The 17,286-nt window shown below is 36.7% G+C and carries 24 protein-coding genes and 1 riboswitch; of the genes, 16 read left to right on the top strand and 8 right to left on the bottom strand.

From position 1 onward, the window contains the following. Window positions 1–56 precede the first annotated feature (56 nt). The 3 genes from NX902_RS10795 to NX902_RS10785 all read left to right on the top strand — a co-directional run bounded on the left by NX902_RS10795 (window position 57) and on the right by NX902_RS10785 (window position 2,582). Window positions 57–1,274, top strand: a complete 1,218-nt coding sequence (locus tag NX902_RS10795; RefSeq protein ID WP_217279845.1) for a Y-family DNA polymerase — start codon at window positions 57–59, stop codon at window positions 1,272–1,274. Between the two features lie 20 nt (window positions 1,275–1,294). Further along, complete coding sequence (locus tag NX902_RS10790; RefSeq protein WP_341160722.1) at window positions 1,295–2,035, top strand: AAA family ATPase; 741 nt, start codon at window positions 1,295–1,297, stop codon at window positions 2,033–2,035. A gap of 73 nt (window positions 2,036–2,108) precedes the next feature. Further along, on the top strand, window positions 2,109–2,582 hold the full coding sequence (locus NX902_RS10785) for a hypothetical protein (protein WP_095319988.1): 474 nt from the start codon (window positions 2,109–2,111) through the stop codon (window positions 2,580–2,582). Here NX902_RS10785 and NX902_RS10780 read toward each other — a convergent pair. Then, window positions 2,530–2,931 carry a hypothetical protein gene (locus NX902_RS10780; RefSeq protein ID WP_341160721.1) on the bottom strand — a complete coding sequence of 134 codons (402 nt, stop codon included), beginning with the start codon at window positions 2,929–2,931 and terminating at the stop codon, window positions 2,530–2,532. The genes NX902_RS10785 and NX902_RS10780 overlap by 53 nt on opposite strands. Before the next feature lie 182 nt (window positions 2,932–3,113). After that, window positions 3,114–3,197: riboswitch (cyclic di-GMP riboswitch) on the top strand. Between the two features lie 70 nt (window positions 3,198–3,267). On the opposite strand from NX902_RS10780, the gene NX902_RS10775 reads away from it, so the two are divergent. Together NX902_RS10775 and NX902_RS10770 are read left to right on the top strand one after the other, a co-directional pair. Further along, complete coding sequence (locus NX902_RS10775; protein WP_141231309.1) at window positions 3,268–3,456, top strand: hypothetical protein; 189 nt, start codon at window positions 3,268–3,270, stop codon at window positions 3,454–3,456. Window positions 3,457–3,610: 154 nt separating this feature from the next. Beyond that, window positions 3,611–4,078 (top strand): hypothetical protein, encoded by a 468-nt coding sequence (locus NX902_RS10770; protein WP_123257541.1) that lies wholly within the window; start codon window positions 3,611–3,613, stop codon window positions 4,076–4,078. 18 nt (window positions 4,079–4,096) lie between these two features. Here NX902_RS10770 and NX902_RS10765 read toward each other — a convergent pair whose 3' ends face one another. Then, complete coding sequence (locus NX902_RS10765) at window positions 4,097–5,146, bottom strand: LLM class flavin-dependent oxidoreductase (RefSeq protein ID WP_123259536.1); 1,050 nt, start codon at window positions 5,144–5,146, stop codon at window positions 4,097–4,099. A 171-nt stretch (window positions 5,147–5,317) separates the two neighbouring features. Here NX902_RS10765 and NX902_RS10760 point away from each other — a divergent pair, with 171 nt between their 5' ends. The 4 genes from NX902_RS10760 (at window position 5,318) to NX902_RS10745 (ending at window position 7,254) form a co-directional block, all read left to right on the top strand. Then, window positions 5,318–5,872 carry a GNAT family N-acetyltransferase gene (locus tag NX902_RS10760; RefSeq protein WP_163187528.1) on the top strand — a complete coding sequence of 185 codons (555 nt, stop codon included), beginning with the start codon at window positions 5,318–5,320 and terminating at the stop codon, window positions 5,870–5,872. Between the two features lie 13 nt (window positions 5,873–5,885). Continuing rightward, window positions 5,886–6,128 carry a DUF2164 domain-containing protein gene (locus NX902_RS10755; RefSeq protein ID WP_095328307.1) on the top strand — a complete coding sequence of 81 codons (243 nt, stop codon included), beginning with the start codon at window positions 5,886–5,888 and terminating at the stop codon, window positions 6,126–6,128. A 414-nt stretch (window positions 6,129–6,542) separates the two neighbouring features. Further along, on the top strand, window positions 6,543–6,872 hold the full coding sequence (locus tag NX902_RS10750) for a YolD-like family protein (protein ID WP_095328306.1): 330 nt from the start codon (window positions 6,543–6,545) through the stop codon (window positions 6,870–6,872). 16 nt (window positions 6,873–6,888) lie between these two features. Continuing rightward, window positions 6,889–7,254: a hypothetical protein gene (locus NX902_RS10745; RefSeq protein WP_095328305.1), complete on the top strand. Its 366-nt coding sequence runs from the start codon at window positions 6,889–6,891 to the stop codon at window positions 7,252–7,254. A 324-nt stretch (window positions 7,255–7,578) separates the two neighbouring features. Here NX902_RS10745 and NX902_RS10740 read toward each other — a convergent pair whose 3' ends face one another. Next, window positions 7,579–7,860: an AAA family ATPase gene (locus tag NX902_RS10740; protein ID WP_235850182.1), complete on the bottom strand. Its 282-nt coding sequence runs from the start codon at window positions 7,858–7,860 to the stop codon at window positions 7,579–7,581. Between the two features lie 155 nt (window positions 7,861–8,015). On the opposite strand from NX902_RS10740, the gene NX902_RS10735 reads away from it, so the two are divergent. The 5 genes from NX902_RS10735 to NX902_RS10715 all read left to right on the top strand — a co-directional run bounded on the left by NX902_RS10735 (window position 8,016) and on the right by NX902_RS10715 (window position 11,184). After that, the gene (locus NX902_RS10735; RefSeq protein WP_123257539.1) at window positions 8,016–8,873 is read left to right on the top strand and encodes a manganese catalase family protein; all 858 of its coding nucleotides are present in this window, start codon (window positions 8,016–8,018) and stop codon (window positions 8,871–8,873) included. A 141-nt stretch (window positions 8,874–9,014) separates the two neighbouring features. After that, the gene (locus NX902_RS10730; RefSeq protein ID WP_095328303.1) at window positions 9,015–9,665 is read left to right on the top strand and encodes a cupin domain-containing protein; all 651 of its coding nucleotides are present in this window, start codon (window positions 9,015–9,017) and stop codon (window positions 9,663–9,665) included. A gap of 226 nt (window positions 9,666–9,891) precedes the next feature. Continuing rightward, window positions 9,892–10,068 carry a hypothetical protein gene (locus NX902_RS10725; RefSeq protein ID WP_164463618.1) on the top strand — a complete coding sequence of 59 codons (177 nt, stop codon included), beginning with the start codon at window positions 9,892–9,894 and terminating at the stop codon, window positions 10,066–10,068. Window positions 10,069–10,238: 170 nt separating this feature from the next. Next, complete coding sequence (locus NX902_RS10720) at window positions 10,239–10,724, top strand: CBO0543 family protein (protein ID WP_341160720.1); 486 nt, start codon at window positions 10,239–10,241, stop codon at window positions 10,722–10,724. Beyond that, entirely contained in the window at window positions 10,717–11,184 is a 468-nt protein-coding gene (locus NX902_RS10715; RefSeq protein WP_095328301.1) for a CBO0543 family protein, read from the top strand. The genes NX902_RS10720 and NX902_RS10715 overlap by 8 nt, the downstream gene beginning before the upstream one ends. A 61-nt stretch (window positions 11,185–11,245) precedes the next feature. On the opposite strand, the gene NX902_RS10710 is transcribed toward NX902_RS10715, so the two are convergent. After that, the gene (locus NX902_RS10710; protein WP_341160719.1) at window positions 11,246–11,953 is read right to left on the bottom strand and encodes a DNA alkylation repair protein; all 708 of its coding nucleotides are present in this window, start codon (window positions 11,951–11,953) and stop codon (window positions 11,246–11,248) included. Between the two features lie 145 nt (window positions 11,954–12,098). On the opposite strand from NX902_RS10710, the gene NX902_RS10705 reads away from it, so the two are divergent. Further along, the gene (locus NX902_RS10705; RefSeq protein WP_163187532.1) at window positions 12,099–12,656 is read left to right on the top strand and encodes a GNAT family N-acetyltransferase; all 558 of its coding nucleotides are present in this window, start codon (window positions 12,099–12,101) and stop codon (window positions 12,654–12,656) included. An 83-nt stretch (window positions 12,657–12,739) separates the two neighbouring features. Here the strand turns inward: NX902_RS10705 and NX902_RS10700 are convergent, their stop codons facing one another. The 3 genes from NX902_RS10700 to NX902_RS10690 all read right to left on the bottom strand — a co-directional run bounded on the left by NX902_RS10700 (window position 12,740) and on the right by NX902_RS10690 (window position 15,769). Next, window positions 12,740–13,594: an AraC family transcriptional regulator gene (locus NX902_RS10700; protein ID WP_163187534.1), complete on the bottom strand. Its 855-nt coding sequence runs from the start codon at window positions 13,592–13,594 to the stop codon at window positions 12,740–12,742. A gap of 101 nt (window positions 13,595–13,695) precedes the next feature. Further along, window positions 13,696–14,334 carry a lysozyme inhibitor LprI family protein gene (locus tag NX902_RS10695; RefSeq protein WP_163187536.1) on the bottom strand — a complete coding sequence of 213 codons (639 nt, stop codon included), beginning with the start codon at window positions 14,332–14,334 and terminating at the stop codon, window positions 13,696–13,698. 658 nt (window positions 14,335–14,992) lie between these two features. Further along, entirely contained in the window at window positions 14,993–15,769 is a 777-nt protein-coding gene (locus NX902_RS10690; protein ID WP_163187538.1) for an acetoin reductase, read from the bottom strand. A gap of 308 nt (window positions 15,770–16,077) precedes the next feature. On the opposite strand from NX902_RS10690, the gene NX902_RS10685 reads away from it, so the two are divergent. Then, entirely contained in the window at window positions 16,078–16,269 is a 192-nt protein-coding gene (locus NX902_RS10685; RefSeq protein WP_095328295.1) for a CsbD family protein, read from the top strand. 74 nt (window positions 16,270–16,343) lie between these two features. Here NX902_RS10685 and NX902_RS10680 read toward each other — a convergent pair whose 3' ends face one another. Then, the gene (locus NX902_RS10680; protein ID WP_163187540.1) at window positions 16,344–16,982 is read right to left on the bottom strand and encodes an esterase/lipase family protein; all 639 of its coding nucleotides are present in this window, start codon (window positions 16,980–16,982) and stop codon (window positions 16,344–16,346) included. Window positions 16,983–17,286 lie beyond the last annotated feature (304 nt).

Raw genomic sequence — 17,286 nt, 5'->3', positions numbered from 1 at the left:
GCACTACCGTGTTTGATTATGACCAATTGGCCAATAGAGCGATTCTTTGCGTTGATATGAAAAGCTTTTATGCAAGTATTATAGCGGTCACTAAAGGTTTAGACCCTCTAACCTGTCATCTAGTTGTTGTCGGCAATACCGATCAAAAAGGCAGTGTCGTACTTGCGGCATCTCCTGCTATGAAGAAGGATTTTAAGATAAAGACTGGCTCCCGCCTTTTTGAAATACCAGATGATCCACGAATTATTGTAAGTAATCCCCAAATGGGACTATTCGTTCGGGTGTCAACGGAAATAACGAAATTATTTTTTCGATATGTCCCTGTGACTGCTGTCCATACCTATTCTGTCGATGAAAGCTTTCTGGATGTCAGTGGAATGGAAAAAAGCTTGGGCACTCCCTTCCAAATAGCACAAAAAATAAAAGCTGATATTATGCGTGAGTTTGGGCTGCCTTCAACAATCGGCATCGGTCCCAATATGCTGATGGCGAAGCTTTGCCTCGATTTAGAAGCAAAAAAAGCAGATGGTGGTATAAGCAGATGGACTTATAAAGACATTCCAGATAAACTATGGCCTATCTCCCCTTTACGCGATATGTGGGGGATTGGGAAGCGAACGGAAAAAACATTAAATAATATGGGCATATTCTCTGTTGGTCAACTTGCACACTATGATTTAGGCTTACTAGAGAAAAAATTTGGAATTATGGGCAATCAACTTTACCATCATGCTTGGGGCATTGATTTATCGGAAATTGGCGCACCTATTATGCAGGGACAAATCAGCTATGGGAAAAGTCAGATTTTATTACGGGATTATAAAGAGATTGATGAAATCAAATCAGTTCTTCTTGAAATGTGCGAAGATGTTGCCAAAAGAGCACGAAGTAATCACCATGCAGGGCGCACCGTTACATTAGGCATTTCCTACAGCAAAGATGAGTTCGGCGGCGGTTTCCAGCGCTCGCGAACAATCGAAAATCCGACCAATGTAACCATGATTATTTATCAAGTTTGTCTTGAATTATTTCATGAGCATCACCGAGGACAAACCGTTAGACAAATTTCTGTTTCTATTACAAAATTAGAGAATGATAATGAAATGCAATTAGATTTATTTGATACAGGAGGCTGGAAAAAAAGAAAGCTTGGGTATGTTGTCGATACTATTCGAAATCGCTATGGATCGACCGCCCTTTTACGTGCTGTTTCCTACACTTCTGGCGGTACAGCCTTGCAGCGCGCACAGCTGCTTGGCGGTCATAAAAAATAAACAAAAATGAGGTGTTTCAAATGCTAAAACAAATTCGCTTAAAAGAAGAAAATATCCCATCAAAAAATAGCTATCCTTTTACAATCCCTGCTATTAGCCATTTCAGCTCCCTCGATTTTCAAAATAAAGTGACTTTTTTTGTAGGGGAAAATGGTTCTGGAAAGTCGACCTTGCTTGAGGCAATTGCCTATCAATGTCAATTTAACACAGCAGGCGGCGGAAGAAATAACCGCTATGAGGTTCATGCTTCTCAATCAGATTTAGGAGAATATCTGCAGCTATCTTGGTCCCCGACTAAGCTCACCAATGGATTCTTTCTGCGGGCCGAATCCTTTTATCAATTTGTCACCCATATTGATCAACTAGATGAGTTCGATAGTAATAAAAAATTCGCGAGCTATGGCGGAAAGTCCTTATTGCAGCAATCTCATGGCGAATCCTTCTTATCCCTCTTTCTCCATCGTTTTAGAGGGGAAGCCATTTATTTGCTCGATGAGCCTGAGGCAGCGCTATCGCCGCAGCGGCAATTAAGCTTTCTCCGCATCCTCCATGATTTAGCAGAAACAGAAGAATGTCAATTTATTATTGCCACCCATTCTCCGATTCTATTAGGGTATCCAAATGCAACAATTCTAAGCTTCGATGGGGATCAAATCGAAGAAATAGCATATGAGGATACAGAACATTATCAAATTACTAAATACTTTTTGCAATATCGGGAGAAAATGTTAAAAGATATATTTACAGAAGAAGAAATGTAAAAAAACATATATAGGATAATCTAATCAAAGTAAGTAAATAGTATAACTATCTAATTACTTCCAGGAGGATGTTATGCTTGGATTATTACTCTCTGTCTTTTTATTTAACTTGATTGCTTATAAAACAAATAAAAAGTTAACAGTAAATCAAATCTTACATATATGGATCTTCACGATTGCATTTCAACAGCTATTTGACTTATATATTGATATTGGATATCATGCCTACTGGTACTTCAGCAAAACCGAAGTAGATTGGGAATCCATCATTCATATTCTATTTTTAGTACCGCCTGTAAATATTATTTTCTTAAACCTTTATCCGATGAAAAAGCGGATTCTAAATAAAATTTTGTTTATTTTCCTATGGAATTTTATCATTGTGGGATACGAGTGGCTTACTTTACTCCCTTCCCCATGGGGATTCTTTCATTACGGCTGGTGGAAACTCGCCTACTCCTTTCTTATTAATCCGTTCTTATTATTTATTTTAATTAAATATTATAAGCTAATAAATAAGCTCGAGAAGAAATCCTTTTTGGCGTAATTATAAAGAAAGCGCGCCCTATTGGATTGCTACTCGGCTTTTTTGTTGGGGTTTTATTTGGTTTGGCTGATATATCTGTAATTTGGCTGATATACCCTGTGGTTTGGCTGATTTTCTTTCCACTTTGGCTGATATATCTGTAATTTGGCTGATTTCCTCTCCACTTTGGCTGATATACCCTGTGGTTTGGCTGATTTTCTCTCCACTTTGGCTGATATATTCTGTAGTTTGGCTGATTCCCCCTCCACTTTAGCTGATATAGTGGCAATTCATCCTCTTTCTTCGCCACTTTTGGCGATATACCCAAAAATCCATCCCGTTTCCCTTCCACTTTTGGCCGTATACCCAAAAATCCATCCCGTTTTCCTCTGCCACATTCATGAATATAATCGAATATATATCTGAAATTAGTATTTACGCGCGTCTATATTTCCTATTTGACAGCAAATAGGACTATAAACTCATTTTTTTTACAAAAAACATTAAAAAATCATGACTTTATACCTTGAATTAACAGAGGAACATGGTAGAATTAAGTTTGGGCAAATTTTACGAAAGTAAAAGACGCAAAGCCACGGGCCTAAAGCGAAATGCTATGGCAGCCGGGTTGCCAAGATTATTGTATATCTTGTTAATAAATCTTCCTGTCTAATTTGCCTTATAAAATTAGAAAAGAGGAATGTTAATGTTTTACCCAACTGTAGTAACGGATGAAAAGCCTTGTCTTAGACATGTTGTAAAGGACAAAAATTATTGTATGTGTGGATCAAAGTATAAATCATACTCCACCTTTAAAAAATCAGACTTTAAACGAATTGAATTTAAGCAGTTAACTGATATCACCTGTCCTTACTGCCAGTCCATCATTAATTAATGATGGATTTTTTATTTTCTGCTGTTCCATCCCCTTTAGCAAATCAAACTTTATTCTGCAATTTTCCGACTCTACTGAGAATAAAATTATTATTATAGAAGAAAACTAAAGATATTTCATATTTAAGAAAATTTCAAAATGGAGATGAAATCCAATGTCGATTGTTATTTTACGAATTTTTATGGTTCTGATTAGTTGGGGAAGCTTGTTTTTTCTTCCAAAATCAGCAATTAAAAAATTTCTTCCGGTTACTTTTTTCTCTGCTTCTATCCTCTTAATTGAAACGCTCTTATCACTTATCTTTAAATGGTGGGAGGTCAAAGGCGGATTAAAATCATTGGTCGCAGACGCATTAGGGTTTATATTCGGACCTTTCGCCGCCATTAATATTTGGATATTTCATTTAACACAAAAAAGATTCCTTGTGTACACATTAGTAAACTTAATCATGGATCTTATTTTTTCGTTTCCACTAAATTCCTTTTTTCAAAAAGTAGGCTTTTATAAATTAAAAAAATTCACATCCATTCATTTATTCTTAATTGCATATGGCCTCTCTTTTCTTAATTACTGGTTTCAAAAATTTATCATCTCCGATAAAAAGATAAGGACTGCTTCTTAACGAGCAGTCCTTATCTTTTTAATTATTACTTTCCCATTCGGCAATTTCTTTGCGGACAATTGGGGCAACTTCTGTTCCAAGCAATTCGATTGAACGCATCACTTGGTCGTGTGGCATGCTGCCAACAGGAACATGGAGCATAAATCGTGTGATTCCCACATTTTTGCGCAGTGCAATAATTTTATCTGCGACAGTACGCGGATCTCCGACATATAAGGCTCCAGTTTCACTGCAAGCGGCATCAAAAGTTTCTCGAGTATATGGTTCCCATCCTCTTTCTTTCCCAAGCACATTCATGGCATATTGAGTAGATGGGAAGAATGCATCTGCTGCAAGCAGTGGATCTTCTCCTACAAATCCATGAGAATGAGACGCGACCGTTAACTTTTTCGGATCATGACCGGCATGCTCCACTGCACGGTAATACAGGTCGACAAGCGGGGCAAAGTTTGCCGGGTTTCCTCCGATAATCGCTAACACTAGTGGTAATCCAAGAATCCCAGCTCGTACAACAGACTCACTATTTCCTCCACTTCCAATCCATATTGGCAGTGGATCTTGCACTGGCCGTGGATAAACACCACGATTCTGAATAGCTGCACGATGCTTTCCACTCCATGTTACTTTCTCGGATGCTTGCAATTTTAAAAGCAAATCTAATTTTTCATCAAATAATTCATTATAATCATTTAAATCATAGCCAAAGAGCGGAAATGATTCAATAAAAGAACCTCGGCCGGCCATAATTTCGGCACGTCCATTTGATAGCCCGTCCAATGTTGCAAAATCTTGAAACACCCGAACCGGATCATCAGAAGAAAGAACCGTCACCGCACTTGTTAACCGAATCTTACTTGTCTGTGTGGCTGCTGCTGCTAAAATAAGCGCAGGTGCGGACGCGGCATAATCTTTTCGATGATGTTCTCCTACGCCAAAAACATCTAACCCAACTTTATCTGCTAAAATAATTTCCTCCACTACTTGACGAATTCGCTCTGCATGGCTTACTACCTTCCCTGTATGCGGGTCTGGAGTTGTCTCTACAAACGTACTAATACCTATCTCCACTATGAATATATCCTCCTTAATAATGACACAAAAATCATATCTTCTTCTCTATTAAAACAGGAGATGTCTCGAATTACAACTATTGTGTTAGCGAAGAAAAAAGTAATGAACTTCTGATTCACTTCCCTTACAATGAAAGAATATACATAATCTAACCGCGGAGGGATACATATGTTTGAACATACAATTGATGAAGATTTAGCACTGAGAATGTTCCGTTTAGATGATGCCGAACAATTTTTCCAATTAACGATGAAAAATAAAGCCTATTTAAAGGAATGGCTCGGCTGGCTCGATTATACGCGAACAGTAGAAGACACAAAAGAAAATATTCGGCAAAGACTGCAAGAAATTATTGAAATGGGCGGCTATCCAAAATCCACAGCCATTCTCTATAAAGGAAAAATTGCCGGAACCATTGGTTTCAACGTGATTAACCGTACAAGTAAGATTGGTGAAATTGGCTATTGGTTAGGGGAAGAATATCAGGGAAAGGGAATTATGACAAAGGCATGCCAAGCAATCATCCATTATGGCTTCACTGAATTAAAGCTTAATCGTATTCAAATTGCAGCAGCAAGCGAAAATAAAAAAAGCAGAGCACTTCCAGAAAGACTTGGATTTACAGAAGAAGGGATTATTAGACAAGCAGAATGGCTTTATGACCATTATGTCGACCATGTTATCTATGGTTTGTTGCGTGAAGAATGGGAAAACTCAAAATAAAGGACGGGATACCATGTTTTATAAATTGACTAGAGAACAACAAAAAGCAATGATTGCAGACATTCAATTCTTTTTTTCTCAAGAGCGAGAAGAAGAGATTTCGGAATTTGCTGCCGAACGAGTGTTAGACTTTGTGAAAGACTCCCTTGCTCCCCATTTTTATAATGCTGGAGTAAAAGATGCAAGAAAAATCGTGGAAGAAAGAGCCAGCTCTCTTGAAGACGAATTATTGACACTGGAAAGACCGATTAAATAAAAAGGGAAGGCCCACTGCCTTCCCCTTCTTTTCGTTTTTTTTCAAAAACTAGCTCCATTGTTAAAAGCAACTCCACCGTTTCTTGCATATTCATGAACAAATTGGTTGATAATCCATTTTGAGTATTCCACTCAATCCTTTAACGGGAATGGAAACAAATTGATAGTCAAACATATAATCAGCTCCTCCACGTTTATTAGCGAAACCGAAAATCCCCTACTCTCTTCGATCACCCTCGCTTTTATGTTTTATACGCACTCACCTAACCAGTGGTTTCCTATACGCTACGATTTTTTCTAACTTCACATATATATAATCATTATGTGCATATTATAAAACGAACAAACGTTCTCGAAAAAGTATTGAAAAGAACGTCTGTTCGTTTTATTATAATAATATAAGGAGAGTGTTTACATGATTAAAGACCGTGGAACAAAAAAATGGGTAGCAATGATGCTGCCAGAACATGTTGCTGCTGTGAAAGAAGAGCTATTAAATGAAAAAAAAATAAAAAAGCCAGAATTAGATCAAGAAAAATTAAATGATATCGATTTACTTATTCACGAGGGAATGGAATATCATTTATTTCTGCAATTTTCATTATTTAAAAATGGATTTATCGAAACATTCATTGGCAGAACTGTTTTTATTGACTACTTAAAAAAGGAACTTCGGATAGAAGACGAAACCAATGTTATTCACTACATTCCATTCCATCTATTAATCGATGTGGAACGCCTATAATTTAAAGGAAATCACCATGAATAGACTATCAAAGGAAGACATAAAAATACTGGAACATCTCATTTATTTGCCTCTCTTGCTAACTGTTTTAGAAAGAGATTACCAGCAAGCAAAAACAACTCCCTTTAAACTTAATCAAGTCTATCTAAACTTAATCGAACATACGATGAAAAAAGTCCAAGATGATTTAAAAGGCTTCAAAGAAAAAATGGATAGAAAGAAATTAAAACTAATAAAAGGCAATATGGATAAAAACTTTACCGAGTATCATTACTATGTAGCCAACTATCACGAAGTTCACCGATTTGCTAATACAGAATTAAAAGCAAATACAGAAAAGCTATTATCTTACTATTTATTTAAGGAAAATGCTGTTTTTTAAGTTGCCTTAAATAAATAAAATCCTGAGATTAATGGTCATGAAAAATGGACTCCATTCATCTCAGGAATCAATTTTTTTAGCCTACTTAAATATACTAACAATCAAATCCCTCGTAACTGAGATATCTGCTTCCTGCTTTACCCTATATAAATAATCCGCTACCCCTTCGCTGCTTATTTATGCTGACGCTCAAGAAGCGACTTCGTAAGTGGCTGCTGTTCTCAAACGTAATTTTCCCTGCTTGCTTCTCGCAATTCTCTCCTTTAGCAGCTCTATCGGCAGATCAAAATGGACAAGAATCGTCGTGAAACCATGTGTTTTATACTATTGAAGCAGTTCCATCCGACTTTCGCGATTGCTATTACTCAAAATGAGATGACAGTCAGAGTGATGGACGGCATAATCAACAATTGTTTTTGTGAGAGCATGCTTAATAAGATTAGGCCACTTCTTTGGCAAAAGCTTTTCATAATAGGTCTGCAAAAATTCTGCATGATTATCTTGATCCATGACAATCGCGTTTTCAAGTCTGCTTTTAACGTTTGCGTAAAAAGTGGACTTTCCGCTATGTGTCACGCCCACTGTCATGATGACTAATCTTTTCATGTTCCCCCATTAGCAAAATGCTTCCTTCACTCTAACAAAAATCATCATCTTTTCCTATCAAAAAATTTCCAACTCTCTCTAGTACAGAATAGATTCAGCTACTTTTGGAATCATAAAAACGATATGCAGATTATCAAAAAGGAGCTAGATGATGTATGTATTTTTATAAAGAAGATTTAATCAATATGATCGTCCCAGACAAACCAGATCCAAATGCAGCAAAAGTATTGCAGGAGGCATTAGGCGGACAGTTTGGAGAAATGAGAACACTAATGCAGTTCTCCTTTCAAAGCGCTAACTTCCGTGGAAAAGCAAAACAGTATCGTGATCTTATCCGCGGCGTATTCTTGGAAGAGCTTAGCCATGTAGAGCTTGTACAATCCACTATCAATCAGCTTCTAAACGATTCTGGTGGTAGCATGCCAGGAAATATGGCAAGTGATGGAGCTCCTTTAGATGATGTCATCAAAGGCGGGGCAAACCCTCACCATTATATAATTGGTGCAAAAGCTTCTCTTCCTGTCGATGCAGGCGGAAATCCATGGAATGGTTCTTGGGTGTACGACCATGGAAACCTCGTTGCTAATCTTCTCAATAATGTAATGTTAGAATCAACAGGAGTTCTTCAAAAATCAAGAATTTATGAAATGAGCGATAATAAGACATTAAGAGAAACGATTGCTTTTTTAATCGTTCGTGATAATGCTCATCAAAATGCTTTTGCCAAAGCATTAGAAACATTAGGAGTAGATTGGGGGAAAATTCTGCCTGTTCCAAACTACGATATTAATAAATATCCTGAATGCCGCAAATATGTAGAGATGGGCTTCCACAATGCCCAATTTAATTTCCGCCTAGACGACACGAGAATCGGTGAGATTTTTCAAGGCACAACCCCTAGCCGAAATAATGGCGATTTAAATGTCGTTCCACCACCGCAAGGCTATCCAGTTCCAGAACTGCCAGATATGCCAAATGAGCATGCATCAGGCCTTATGGATTTAAATAATTAAGCTTAAAAAATGGGAGATGCATTATGGCATCTTCCATTTTTTCTTCCTCTTTTCTTGCTCTCCTTAACACCATCGTCATTCCATGTGCATATTAAAAAATAGGATCTATTCCTTAAAAATTATGTATTGGAGGAAAAACGCATGTCAAAGTCAGGCTATATTCCTGATAACACGAATATTCATTCATCAAGTGGCACTCCTAATCTTATTTATAACAGTCGTGATAATGTATTTTTTGAAAGAAATCCCGAAAACATTGCCTATAAAGTTACTTCCACACAATTACCAGCTATGATCGGTGGAGCCTTTGTCGATTTATTTTTAACAAGAGGACATATGCGAGAGCCACATTGGCATCCAAACGCATGGGAATTAGATGTCATTGTATCCGGAGAAGCAATGATTTCGATTGTTGATCCAGATACAAGAAAACTTCATCATTACCATGCGAAGGTTGGGGATGTCGTATTTATTCCAATGGCATGGTGGCATTGGATACAGCCGACGACAGAGAAATTGCACTTACATCTCTTCTTTAATAATGACCAGTTTGAAAGTGCGGAAGGCTCCGATACATTACGCTTAACTCCACCAGAGGTTTTTGAAGCAGCATATGGAGTGGATTCAGAAAAGGTTGCCAATGCTTTTTCTGCGCTGAAGGAATCTGTTGTCATTGGTCCACCAGATTCCCATCGCCTCCAAACTTCCTCCGTCTCCAATCTGGAACAAACAAAAAAAGAAGTTCCCGATAAAATATCTATCCAAATTAATCATAAACAGATTGATTATTAATTTTTTGCTAAAAAAAACTCTGCTCAGGATGAAATGAGCAGAGTTTTTCGCGTTCCTAGCTGGCAAGTTATTGGTTGTCCATCCACTTTATCATATGCAGTCTTAACAATTTGGTTATAGAAAAAACAGCATTTTTCTCATTCTTGGGGAAAGTTTGATAACGAAAGGAAACTTTCTCATCCACTAGCGCGTATATGTAATAAACAAACTATTTGGAGTGGTACAAATGAACATAGATAAAAAGTATTGGCTATTAATGCCTTCTTTTTTAATAATAGGAATTGTACTTATTCTCTTTCTTCCACCAGAAAAGAGTTATATTCCCTTATCTTTGCCGATTGTATTTTGGTGCATTTATTATGTTTGGAAACATTACGGGAAAGCCAGAGAACGCAAGCAATAAATTTGTTTGCTGCTATTACTTCTCTATCTGCCAATGGACAGTTGCTTTCCACCTGCCTTCACTTGTTAAGGGTAGAATAATCTAGAAGTCTTCCATTTTATTTTTCTGGATAAATTCTGTCCCCGCGGCAATACTATGAATAACTATCTATTTGAGCAGGTGAAATTGCCATGAATATGGAAAGATGGATTTTAGTCGGGATTATCGCAATCAGTATCCTTGCCATTTTCTTACTTGTTCCCAAACAGAAAACGAGAGATGCGTGGGTGATATTTTTATCTCTGCAGATTATTACCTGGCCTGCCGGGTTACTTGCTGTGGAATGGAATATGATTGACTACCCTGTTCAACTCTTCTCCTCCGCAAACGAATTTAACCGGTCTAGCTTTACATTTGAGTTTTTCCTTTTCCCTGTGACAGCGATTATGTTTAGTTTATACTTTCCCAAAAAATTTAAAAAAACAGGAAAATTCTTCTATTATTTTCTCTTTGCTGGATTCTTTACTTGTCTTGAAGTAGTAATAGAGCGCTACACCGAACTCGTGGACTATCTTAGTTGGCACGGATATTATACGCTGCTAAGTGTTATAGTCACATTGTATATTAACCATACTTACTATAGTTGGTTTAAAAAGGAACTGAAATACAATGAATAAGGAACTAATTATTTTAATTGTTTCATGGGTTGTCTGTTTGTTTTTACTCATTCGCTTTATTCCGAAAGAGAGAAAAAGATATTTTCAAATTGTTTTTTTATTTGCCCATGCAACTGCTTGGATCTTTACACATATACAAGTATCGATGGACTTGGTGAGATTTCCATATAGAGAATTTTCGCATGCAACAAAAATGAGTTTCTCCCTCTACTACATAGTATTGCCAACCTTCGCTGTTCTTTTTCTTCTCTATTATCCGGAAAAGAAACATCGGCTAAAAATTTTCCTCTATTACTTAATCTTTAGCAATGGCATACATCTTTATATGTTTTTAGTAGAGAAAAATAGCAATCTTATACATGATCTAAACTGGCATTGGTGGCTTGCTGTCAGTATCGACTTCCTCGTTTTATATATGACTAAGACATTTGCCTTCTGGTTTAGAAAAGGTTTTTCATAAATACAAAGGATAAACAAAAGGTCAAATTCCCCCTGAACATGAAGGAATTTGGCCTTTTTCTTTAACATCTTACATATTTCCGCTTGAACCCAAGCATTCCTCTGTCCAGCTCTTTTTGTATTCTGTCTGCTACAATCGAGGTCGTGCTTTTTTTCTTGCCTTTCTTGATTTCCACTGGACCTACTGCTTTAGCTGTTTCTACTGCCAGCTCATGTAAGGGAACATAGGAAATGGCCACAGTGGCAATAAAGTTGTTCATAGAGGATTTCACAATATCTGGAGCTTGATGAATCGTATTTTTCACTTGCTCCAACATGCTTGCAAGCTTGGTTTCACTAAATTCCTCGTCCTTGCGGTTTCCTAACAGCCAGCAATAACAGCTCCATCCGGCTGACATACGAAATTCTTCACCGCTTTCGATCCACTTATCAGCAACAGCTTGGGCAAAATCAGTTTCCGCTAAAGAAACGGCTACTATGTAATCGGAAATCATGTAAAAATAAGCTGCATCAATCCACCGTTCAAAATCTTCCTCTGTCATGCTCTTTGGATCACAAATAACCCCTGCAAAATACATGGCATCATAGTTACCCGTTGCATATAGTTCTTCTGCTAAGGGCTGATTTTTCTTAATTATCCTGGAAAGTGGCTTCATCGCACCTGTTGCAACCCCAAAAACCGGCTCCTGCGCTCCGTTTCCCATATAAATCTTTTTCGTTCTTTCCTTCCCTAGTGCTTCTAGTTCCTGCATAACTGTTTCTAAATCCATTGTTTCACTTCCTCTTCTATTATTTTAATTCAAATATATATTCTGCGGACTTTTCTCCATCTTTAGAAGACAATTGCAGGAATTTATCTGTTTCTTGTTGAAGTATACACCTATCCATTGTATTTAGAAAAAAGGAGTATTGTCAATGAAGCAGCCATTCCCTATCATAGAAACAGAGCGTTTGCATTTAAGACAGGCAACAAATGAAGATGCAAAAGATATGTATATCTACTTATCGGATCAAGAGGTAGTGCAGCATATGGGGCTTGAACCTTACAAGTCAGCATATGATGTATTAGAAGAAATAAATTGGTACAAATCAATCTGGGAAAAAGGCACTGGCATACGCTGGTGCATCACATTGAAAAAGGAGAACACCGTTATAGGGAGCTGCGGCTTTCTGAATAGAGAGCCAAAGCATTATAAAGCAGAAATTGGCTATGAATTAAGCAGAAGCTATTGGGGGCAAGGAATCGCAGGCGAAGCCCTCAACGCTGTTCTCGCCTATGGATTTCAACAGCTTAGCTTAGAAAGAGTCGAGGCCTTAATCGAACCAGCCAATACAGCCTCCCAAAAATTAGTCGAAAAACACGGCTTCTTAAAAGAAGGCCTATTAAGGCATTATGAGTATACACGCGGAAAGTTTGATGATTTATATATGTATTCGATCCTTAATGGAGATTTTAAAAAAAGCCCTGTGTAAGAAGCAGGGCTTTCGGTTTGTCGATATAAAGATATTAGAGAAGAAACATCGTTATCCTTCTTAATAGCTACTTTTATAGCCATTTACTTGGATGGTTTAGGAATAATAGGCACCCAGAGTTCATGGCGAGGTTTATGTCCTGGGCCATAATAACATTCTATACATGGTAAATTAGCAAGCTCATATCCAGAGGTAGGAATCCACTCGGAATATAATCGTTTCCATGCTTCAACAATATTGGGAAAAACAGCCCATGTTGCTGGAGGAATTAAGATGGTTTCCATCCCATTTTTTACTTCTCCCTCATACCGGACACCCGTAAAATAATTGAATTCCTCGTCCATTATGGCGGCTTCTTTCCCACAAATACCTAAAATGCCTTCCAGTAAGCACTTCGGATTTTCCCAAGATAGATCAATCAATTCCTGCATAAATCCATCTTTTTTCGCTTTGCTCCAGATGGTCGGGATTTTTTTAAAAGCTTTACTTGTTTGAACCGGATTGCTTTTCCCAACAATCTTTACTTCAAAGTCTATATTTTCGATTCGATATTCCATTTCTGTGTCCCCTTTCATAGCGATTTGAAAGGAGATTTTTGGAAAGGCCTTTAGCTGTGTTCCTTGATGGCGGCATTCAGAAGGCTTTATTCCATGCAGTTTCTTGAAAGCGCGAGAAAAAGAATCAGCCGATTCATAACCATATAATTGAGCAATTTCAATAATCCGCCTATCGCTTTGTTGTAATTCAAAAGCAGCAAGCGTTAAACGTCTGCGTCTAATATATTCAGATAGGGTAAATCCAGATATAGATGCAAACATTCTCGAAAAATGGAACTCGGAACAGTACGCAATTTTGGCTAATTCTTTGTAGTCTATCTCTCCTTCTAGATTTGCTTCTATGTAGTCTAGTACATTATTCATTCTATCCAGCCAGTCCATAGATTCCCTCCTTTCACTTCCTATATTATAAAAATTAGAGACATTTCGTCCGACATATGTTGCCTATAAATGTCGTATCCAGGTGGCATTGATAAAGACGGCTAATCTGCCATATATTCATTCACTAATTCATAGCATCTTTTCTTAGTTGATTCGTATAAAGAAATATAATTGGCAACATTCTCAAACGTACCGCCACTATATTTTGCTCTCTCTTCCTTTGCTGCCGCTTCCTTTTGTTCAATCCACTTCATTTGTTCTGCTTTCAAATTATTCATTACCTCTGGTGCTAACTCTGCTTTTAAAATGCTATAAATCTCGTTCAGGGCCTCATCGTACTTTTCATAGGATACGCCATAGTAATTTTTCATTGCATTTGTTACGCCTTTATCTGAATCCTTCTTATCAGGCATTGCATCTACTTCTTTTTGGATGTTATCTAATTTTTTGATAAACTCCGCTTTTCTTCCCTCTACTTTATCGCCAGTTTGCGATTTATCTTCGCTGGCCGGTTCATCCATCTGGCTACCCTTACTATTTTCAGCAGTTTCTGTACTATCTGCAGGTGACTCATTAGACGGAGAAGAAACGTCTTTGTTTTCTGCTTTTTGATCAGTTTCTGACTGCTTATTATTTGTGTTGTTCGCTGAATCACTTTCAGATGCATTGCTGCATGCAGACATGCCTGCTAATAAAAGAACAAGCAGGATTGCTGCAAAAAATATACTGCTTTTTTTCATTTTTTAAAACTCCAATCTCTTTATGTCTTGTCCGAAAAATTTAACCTCCCTATTCATTTTAACATAGATTCCCATATTTTTTCCTTTTTCGCTAATAAATAACTGTGTAAATGATAGAAAAGGAGTTTTATACATGTCTTTGATTCATAAAACAATGTTTTACTCTGACAATGGTTTGGGATAGCGGAGGAAAATGTTTATTCTTGGATTTAATTCACTTTTTCTCCTGATAAAGGTACTGAAAACGCAATATTAAATAAAGTGACTGTTGATTGAATCTTTCTGGTGAAAAGAAAATACGGATACGAGAAAATTGATTGGTGGATTGGCTTTTTTGGGGCTAAATTCCTTTTCTTCTAATCTATTTTGTAGTTGTAATAGAAAGCGAGATAAAATGAAGATTTTATTGGAGGATAATGGAACGGTTTATGGCTCTATTAATATTATCTAGAATGGCGCCAATTTAACGGTTACGATAAATAGACTATTTCTGTGCGCTAATAATTAGAAGGTAGACAACCGTTTGAAAAGAATAGTATCGATAATAACGAGTATAGAAAGAATAAGTAGAAAACAGCTGGACAATGAATTTCGAAGCTGCTGTCTGCATTTACAAACAGCAGCCTCTCTAAAAGTTATCTAATCAAACTTTAGAAAATTAACGATAAACTAAGCCACCATCTGTTAAGATTGCTTGTCCTGTAATATAATCGGCATCATCAGAAGCTAAAAATGATACTAAGTTTGCTACATCTCTTGGTGTTTGGTAACGTTGTAATGCAATATCTGCGCTATACTGAGCAAATGCTTCACCTGGTTGTAAAGCACCATTACTATAACGTACCATTTCTTCATCAATTCGATCCCACATTTTTGTTTTCGCAATCCCTGGACAATAAGCATTAACTGTAATTTGATATTTGGCAAGTTCTTTCGCAGCAGAATGTGTAAATGAACGTACTGCATGTTTTGTAGCAGAATAAGTACCTAACATTTCAAAAGATTCATGACCTGCTATACTGCAAGCGTTTATGACTTTACCTTTTGACCCTTGCGCTATAAATTGTTTAGCAGCAGCTTGTGTACCAAAAACTACACCATTTACATTGATGTTAAATAGGCGGTTTAATTCATTTTCTTCAATTTCTAAGAAAGGTTTAACTGCATCAATACCTGCATTGTTTACAAATACATCTAAACGTCCAAATGCGTCTACTGCTTTTTGGACAAGATTAAACTGATCTTCTCGTTTTGAAACATCTCCCACAACACCAATTACATCAGCATTTTGAGCTTTCATTTCTTCCAGAGTGGCATTCAATAACTCTTGATTGATGTCATGTATTACTACTTTGAAACCATCTTTAAGTAAACGTTCTGCAATACCACGCCCTAAACCACCGGCTGAACCTGTAATAACTGCAACTTTACTCATTGAATAAACACCTCTTGTAATAAATTATTACTGAAAAATCAGTTTTTTGTCACTTTATTATATTAATAAACTATAAAATAAAAATCAAATCATTTGAATTCAAGCAATTTTCAAATTTGGTCACCAATCCCCTCGAAAAATCATGTTTCAGAGGATGTGTTTATGAGCGTTTTTGTATAATTGATGTTGGAATTTGTTGAGCATCTATATAGGCTATACCTTTATCGCTAAATTAATCAAACAAACGTTTAACGAAAAAAACAACAGGGTACAAATTAAACATAACCTGAAATAAGGAGTGTTGAATCATGGCAGAAAATAAACATAGTATAGCGGATAAAGTTAAAAGTGGCGTATCGAAAGTAAAAGGCGAAGTAAAAGACCAGCTTGGTAATGCAAAAGGCGATACAAGCATGCAAGCTGATGGTAAAAAAGATAAACTGAAAGGAAAAATGCAAGAAGCCGCAGGAAAATTTAAAGAGGATGTAGACCGTAAGTAATCAAAACAAAAACATACTAAAAGAGCCCTTCCATGCTTATACTACACATCGAAGGGCTCTTTATTGTTCTTATCTTAATTGGTGTTTTTTCCTCCACCATTTAAACCTTCTTTAATTAACTCATTTACCTGACTATTTACAACTAATCCCAAATGGCCAACACCGCTTATTTGTACGTTTTTAGCGCCTTCCAATTTTGAAAGCATATTAGGAACTAAATAATCATTTTTGCTGTAAATAGAAGTGTATAGGATTTTGTGATTAGGATCTTTCCCTACAGGTGCTTTTGATGTGATGAATTTGTTGGGAGATCCCAATGTAATCACATCATTTACCTTCGTTCCGCCCGTATTTTGGATATACTTAAGGGTATTGATTCCACCAGCACTGTGACCGATAATATCCACTTTATTTTTTCCAGTTTCCTTTAACACTTTATCTACATATGATTCAAGCTGCTTAGCATTCGTCAAGCTGTTGCCTGTTTTATCAATTAATTCAATAGCGAATAATTCATCAGAAGACCAGCCTTGCTTAAGTAAATAATTTTTTATTGCAAGAAAGTTTGTACTGTTGCCGCCAGTTCCGTGAACATAAATTACTGGATCATGTCCAGTTGTCTGAGCTTTTAAAACAGTTGGATTCATACCCATAACAGAAATGATAATCGCGATACTCATAGTTAGTGATAATAATAGTTTAGTTTTTTTCATGATATTCCTCCCTGTTTGGTTGACTGCTATCTTGCTATATCATTGTTATATATTTTAAGAGCAGAAACAACCGGTAACTTTTTCTAGTCTGTTCAAAGATTAGATGAATACGCCTTTCGCATACACAACTCTACTTGAAAATACGTGGTATTAAACTCCTTTTCTCTTTTATTATTGTAATAAACCTTTTTTATTCATTTCCTCTCCTTCAAAAAAAGTAAACAAAACAGAGACTATATTATTAAACAATACTATCTTTTATGTATTTACAATTCTCTCATCGATCTAAAGCATTAATTTTGTG

The sequence above is a fragment of the Niallia sp. FSL W8-0954 genome (genome assembly GCF_038005605.1).
Taxonomy (GTDB): Bacteria; Bacillota; Bacilli; order Bacillales; family Cytobacillaceae; genus Niallia; species Niallia circulans_A.
The sequence above is the reverse complement of the archived record's forward strand: the minus strand, read 5'-3'. Positions and strand labels throughout refer to the sequence as shown.

Bases quoted from the DNA above. Each gene is read 5' to 3' on its own strand.
- NX902_RS10795 (WP_217279845.1), top strand. From the start codon at position 57: ATGAAAAGCTTTTATGCAAGTATTATAGCGGTCACTAAAGGTTTAGAC.
- NX902_RS10790 (WP_341160722.1), top strand. From the start codon at position 1,295: ATGCTAAAACAAATTCGCTTAAAAGAAGAAAATATCCCATCAAAAAAT.
- NX902_RS10785 (WP_095319988.1), top strand. From the start codon at position 2,109: ATGCTTGGATTATTACTCTCTGTCTTTTTATTTAACTTGATTGCTTAT.
- NX902_RS10775 (WP_141231309.1), top strand. From the start codon at position 3,268: ATGTTTTACCCAACTGTAGTAACGGATGAAAAGCCTTGTCTTAGACAT.
- NX902_RS10770 (WP_123257541.1), top strand. From the start codon at position 3,611: ATGTCGATTGTTATTTTACGAATTTTTATGGTTCTGATTAGTTGGGGA.
- NX902_RS10760 (WP_163187528.1), top strand. From the start codon at position 5,318: ATGTTTGAACATACAATTGATGAAGATTTAGCACTGAGAATGTTCCGT.
- NX902_RS10755 (WP_095328307.1), top strand. From the start codon at position 5,886: ATGTTTTATAAATTGACTAGAGAACAACAAAAAGCAATGATTGCAGAC.
- NX902_RS10750 (WP_095328306.1), top strand. From the start codon at position 6,543: ATGATTAAAGACCGTGGAACAAAAAAATGGGTAGCAATGATGCTGCCA.
- NX902_RS10745 (WP_095328305.1), top strand. From the start codon at position 6,889: ATGAATAGACTATCAAAGGAAGACATAAAAATACTGGAACATCTCATT.
- NX902_RS10740 (WP_235850182.1), bottom strand. From the start codon at position 7,860: ATGAAAAGATTAGTCATCATGACAGTGGGCGTGACACATAGCGGAAAG.
- NX902_RS10735 (WP_123257539.1), top strand. From the start codon at position 8,016: ATGTATTTTTATAAAGAAGATTTAATCAATATGATCGTCCCAGACAAA.
- NX902_RS10730 (WP_095328303.1), top strand. From the start codon at position 9,015: ATGTCAAAGTCAGGCTATATTCCTGATAACACGAATATTCATTCATCA.
- NX902_RS10725 (WP_164463618.1), top strand. From the start codon at position 9,892: ATGAACATAGATAAAAAGTATTGGCTATTAATGCCTTCTTTTTTAATA.
- NX902_RS10720 (WP_341160720.1), top strand. From the start codon at position 10,239: ATGAATATGGAAAGATGGATTTTAGTCGGGATTATCGCAATCAGTATC.
- NX902_RS10715 (WP_095328301.1), top strand. From the start codon at position 10,717: ATGAATAAGGAACTAATTATTTTAATTGTTTCATGGGTTGTCTGTTTG.
- NX902_RS10710 (WP_341160719.1), bottom strand. From the start codon at position 11,953: ATGGATTTAGAAACAGTTATGCAGGAACTAGAAGCACTAGGGAAGGAA.
- NX902_RS10705 (WP_163187532.1), top strand. From the start codon at position 12,099: ATGAAGCAGCCATTCCCTATCATAGAAACAGAGCGTTTGCATTTAAGA.
- NX902_RS10700 (WP_163187534.1), bottom strand. From the start codon at position 13,594: ATGGACTGGCTGGATAGAATGAATAATGTACTAGACTACATAGAAGCA.
- NX902_RS10695 (WP_163187536.1), bottom strand. From the start codon at position 14,334: ATGAAAAAAAGCAGTATATTTTTTGCAGCAATCCTGCTTGTTCTTTTA.
- NX902_RS10690 (WP_163187538.1), bottom strand. From the start codon at position 15,769: ATGAGTAAAGTTGCAGTTATTACAGGTTCAGCCGGTGGTTTAGGGCGT.
- NX902_RS10685 (WP_095328295.1), top strand. From the start codon at position 16,078: ATGGCAGAAAATAAACATAGTATAGCGGATAAAGTTAAAAGTGGCGTA.
- NX902_RS10680 (WP_163187540.1), bottom strand. From the start codon at position 16,982: ATGAAAAAAACTAAACTATTATTATCACTAACTATGAGTATCGCGATT.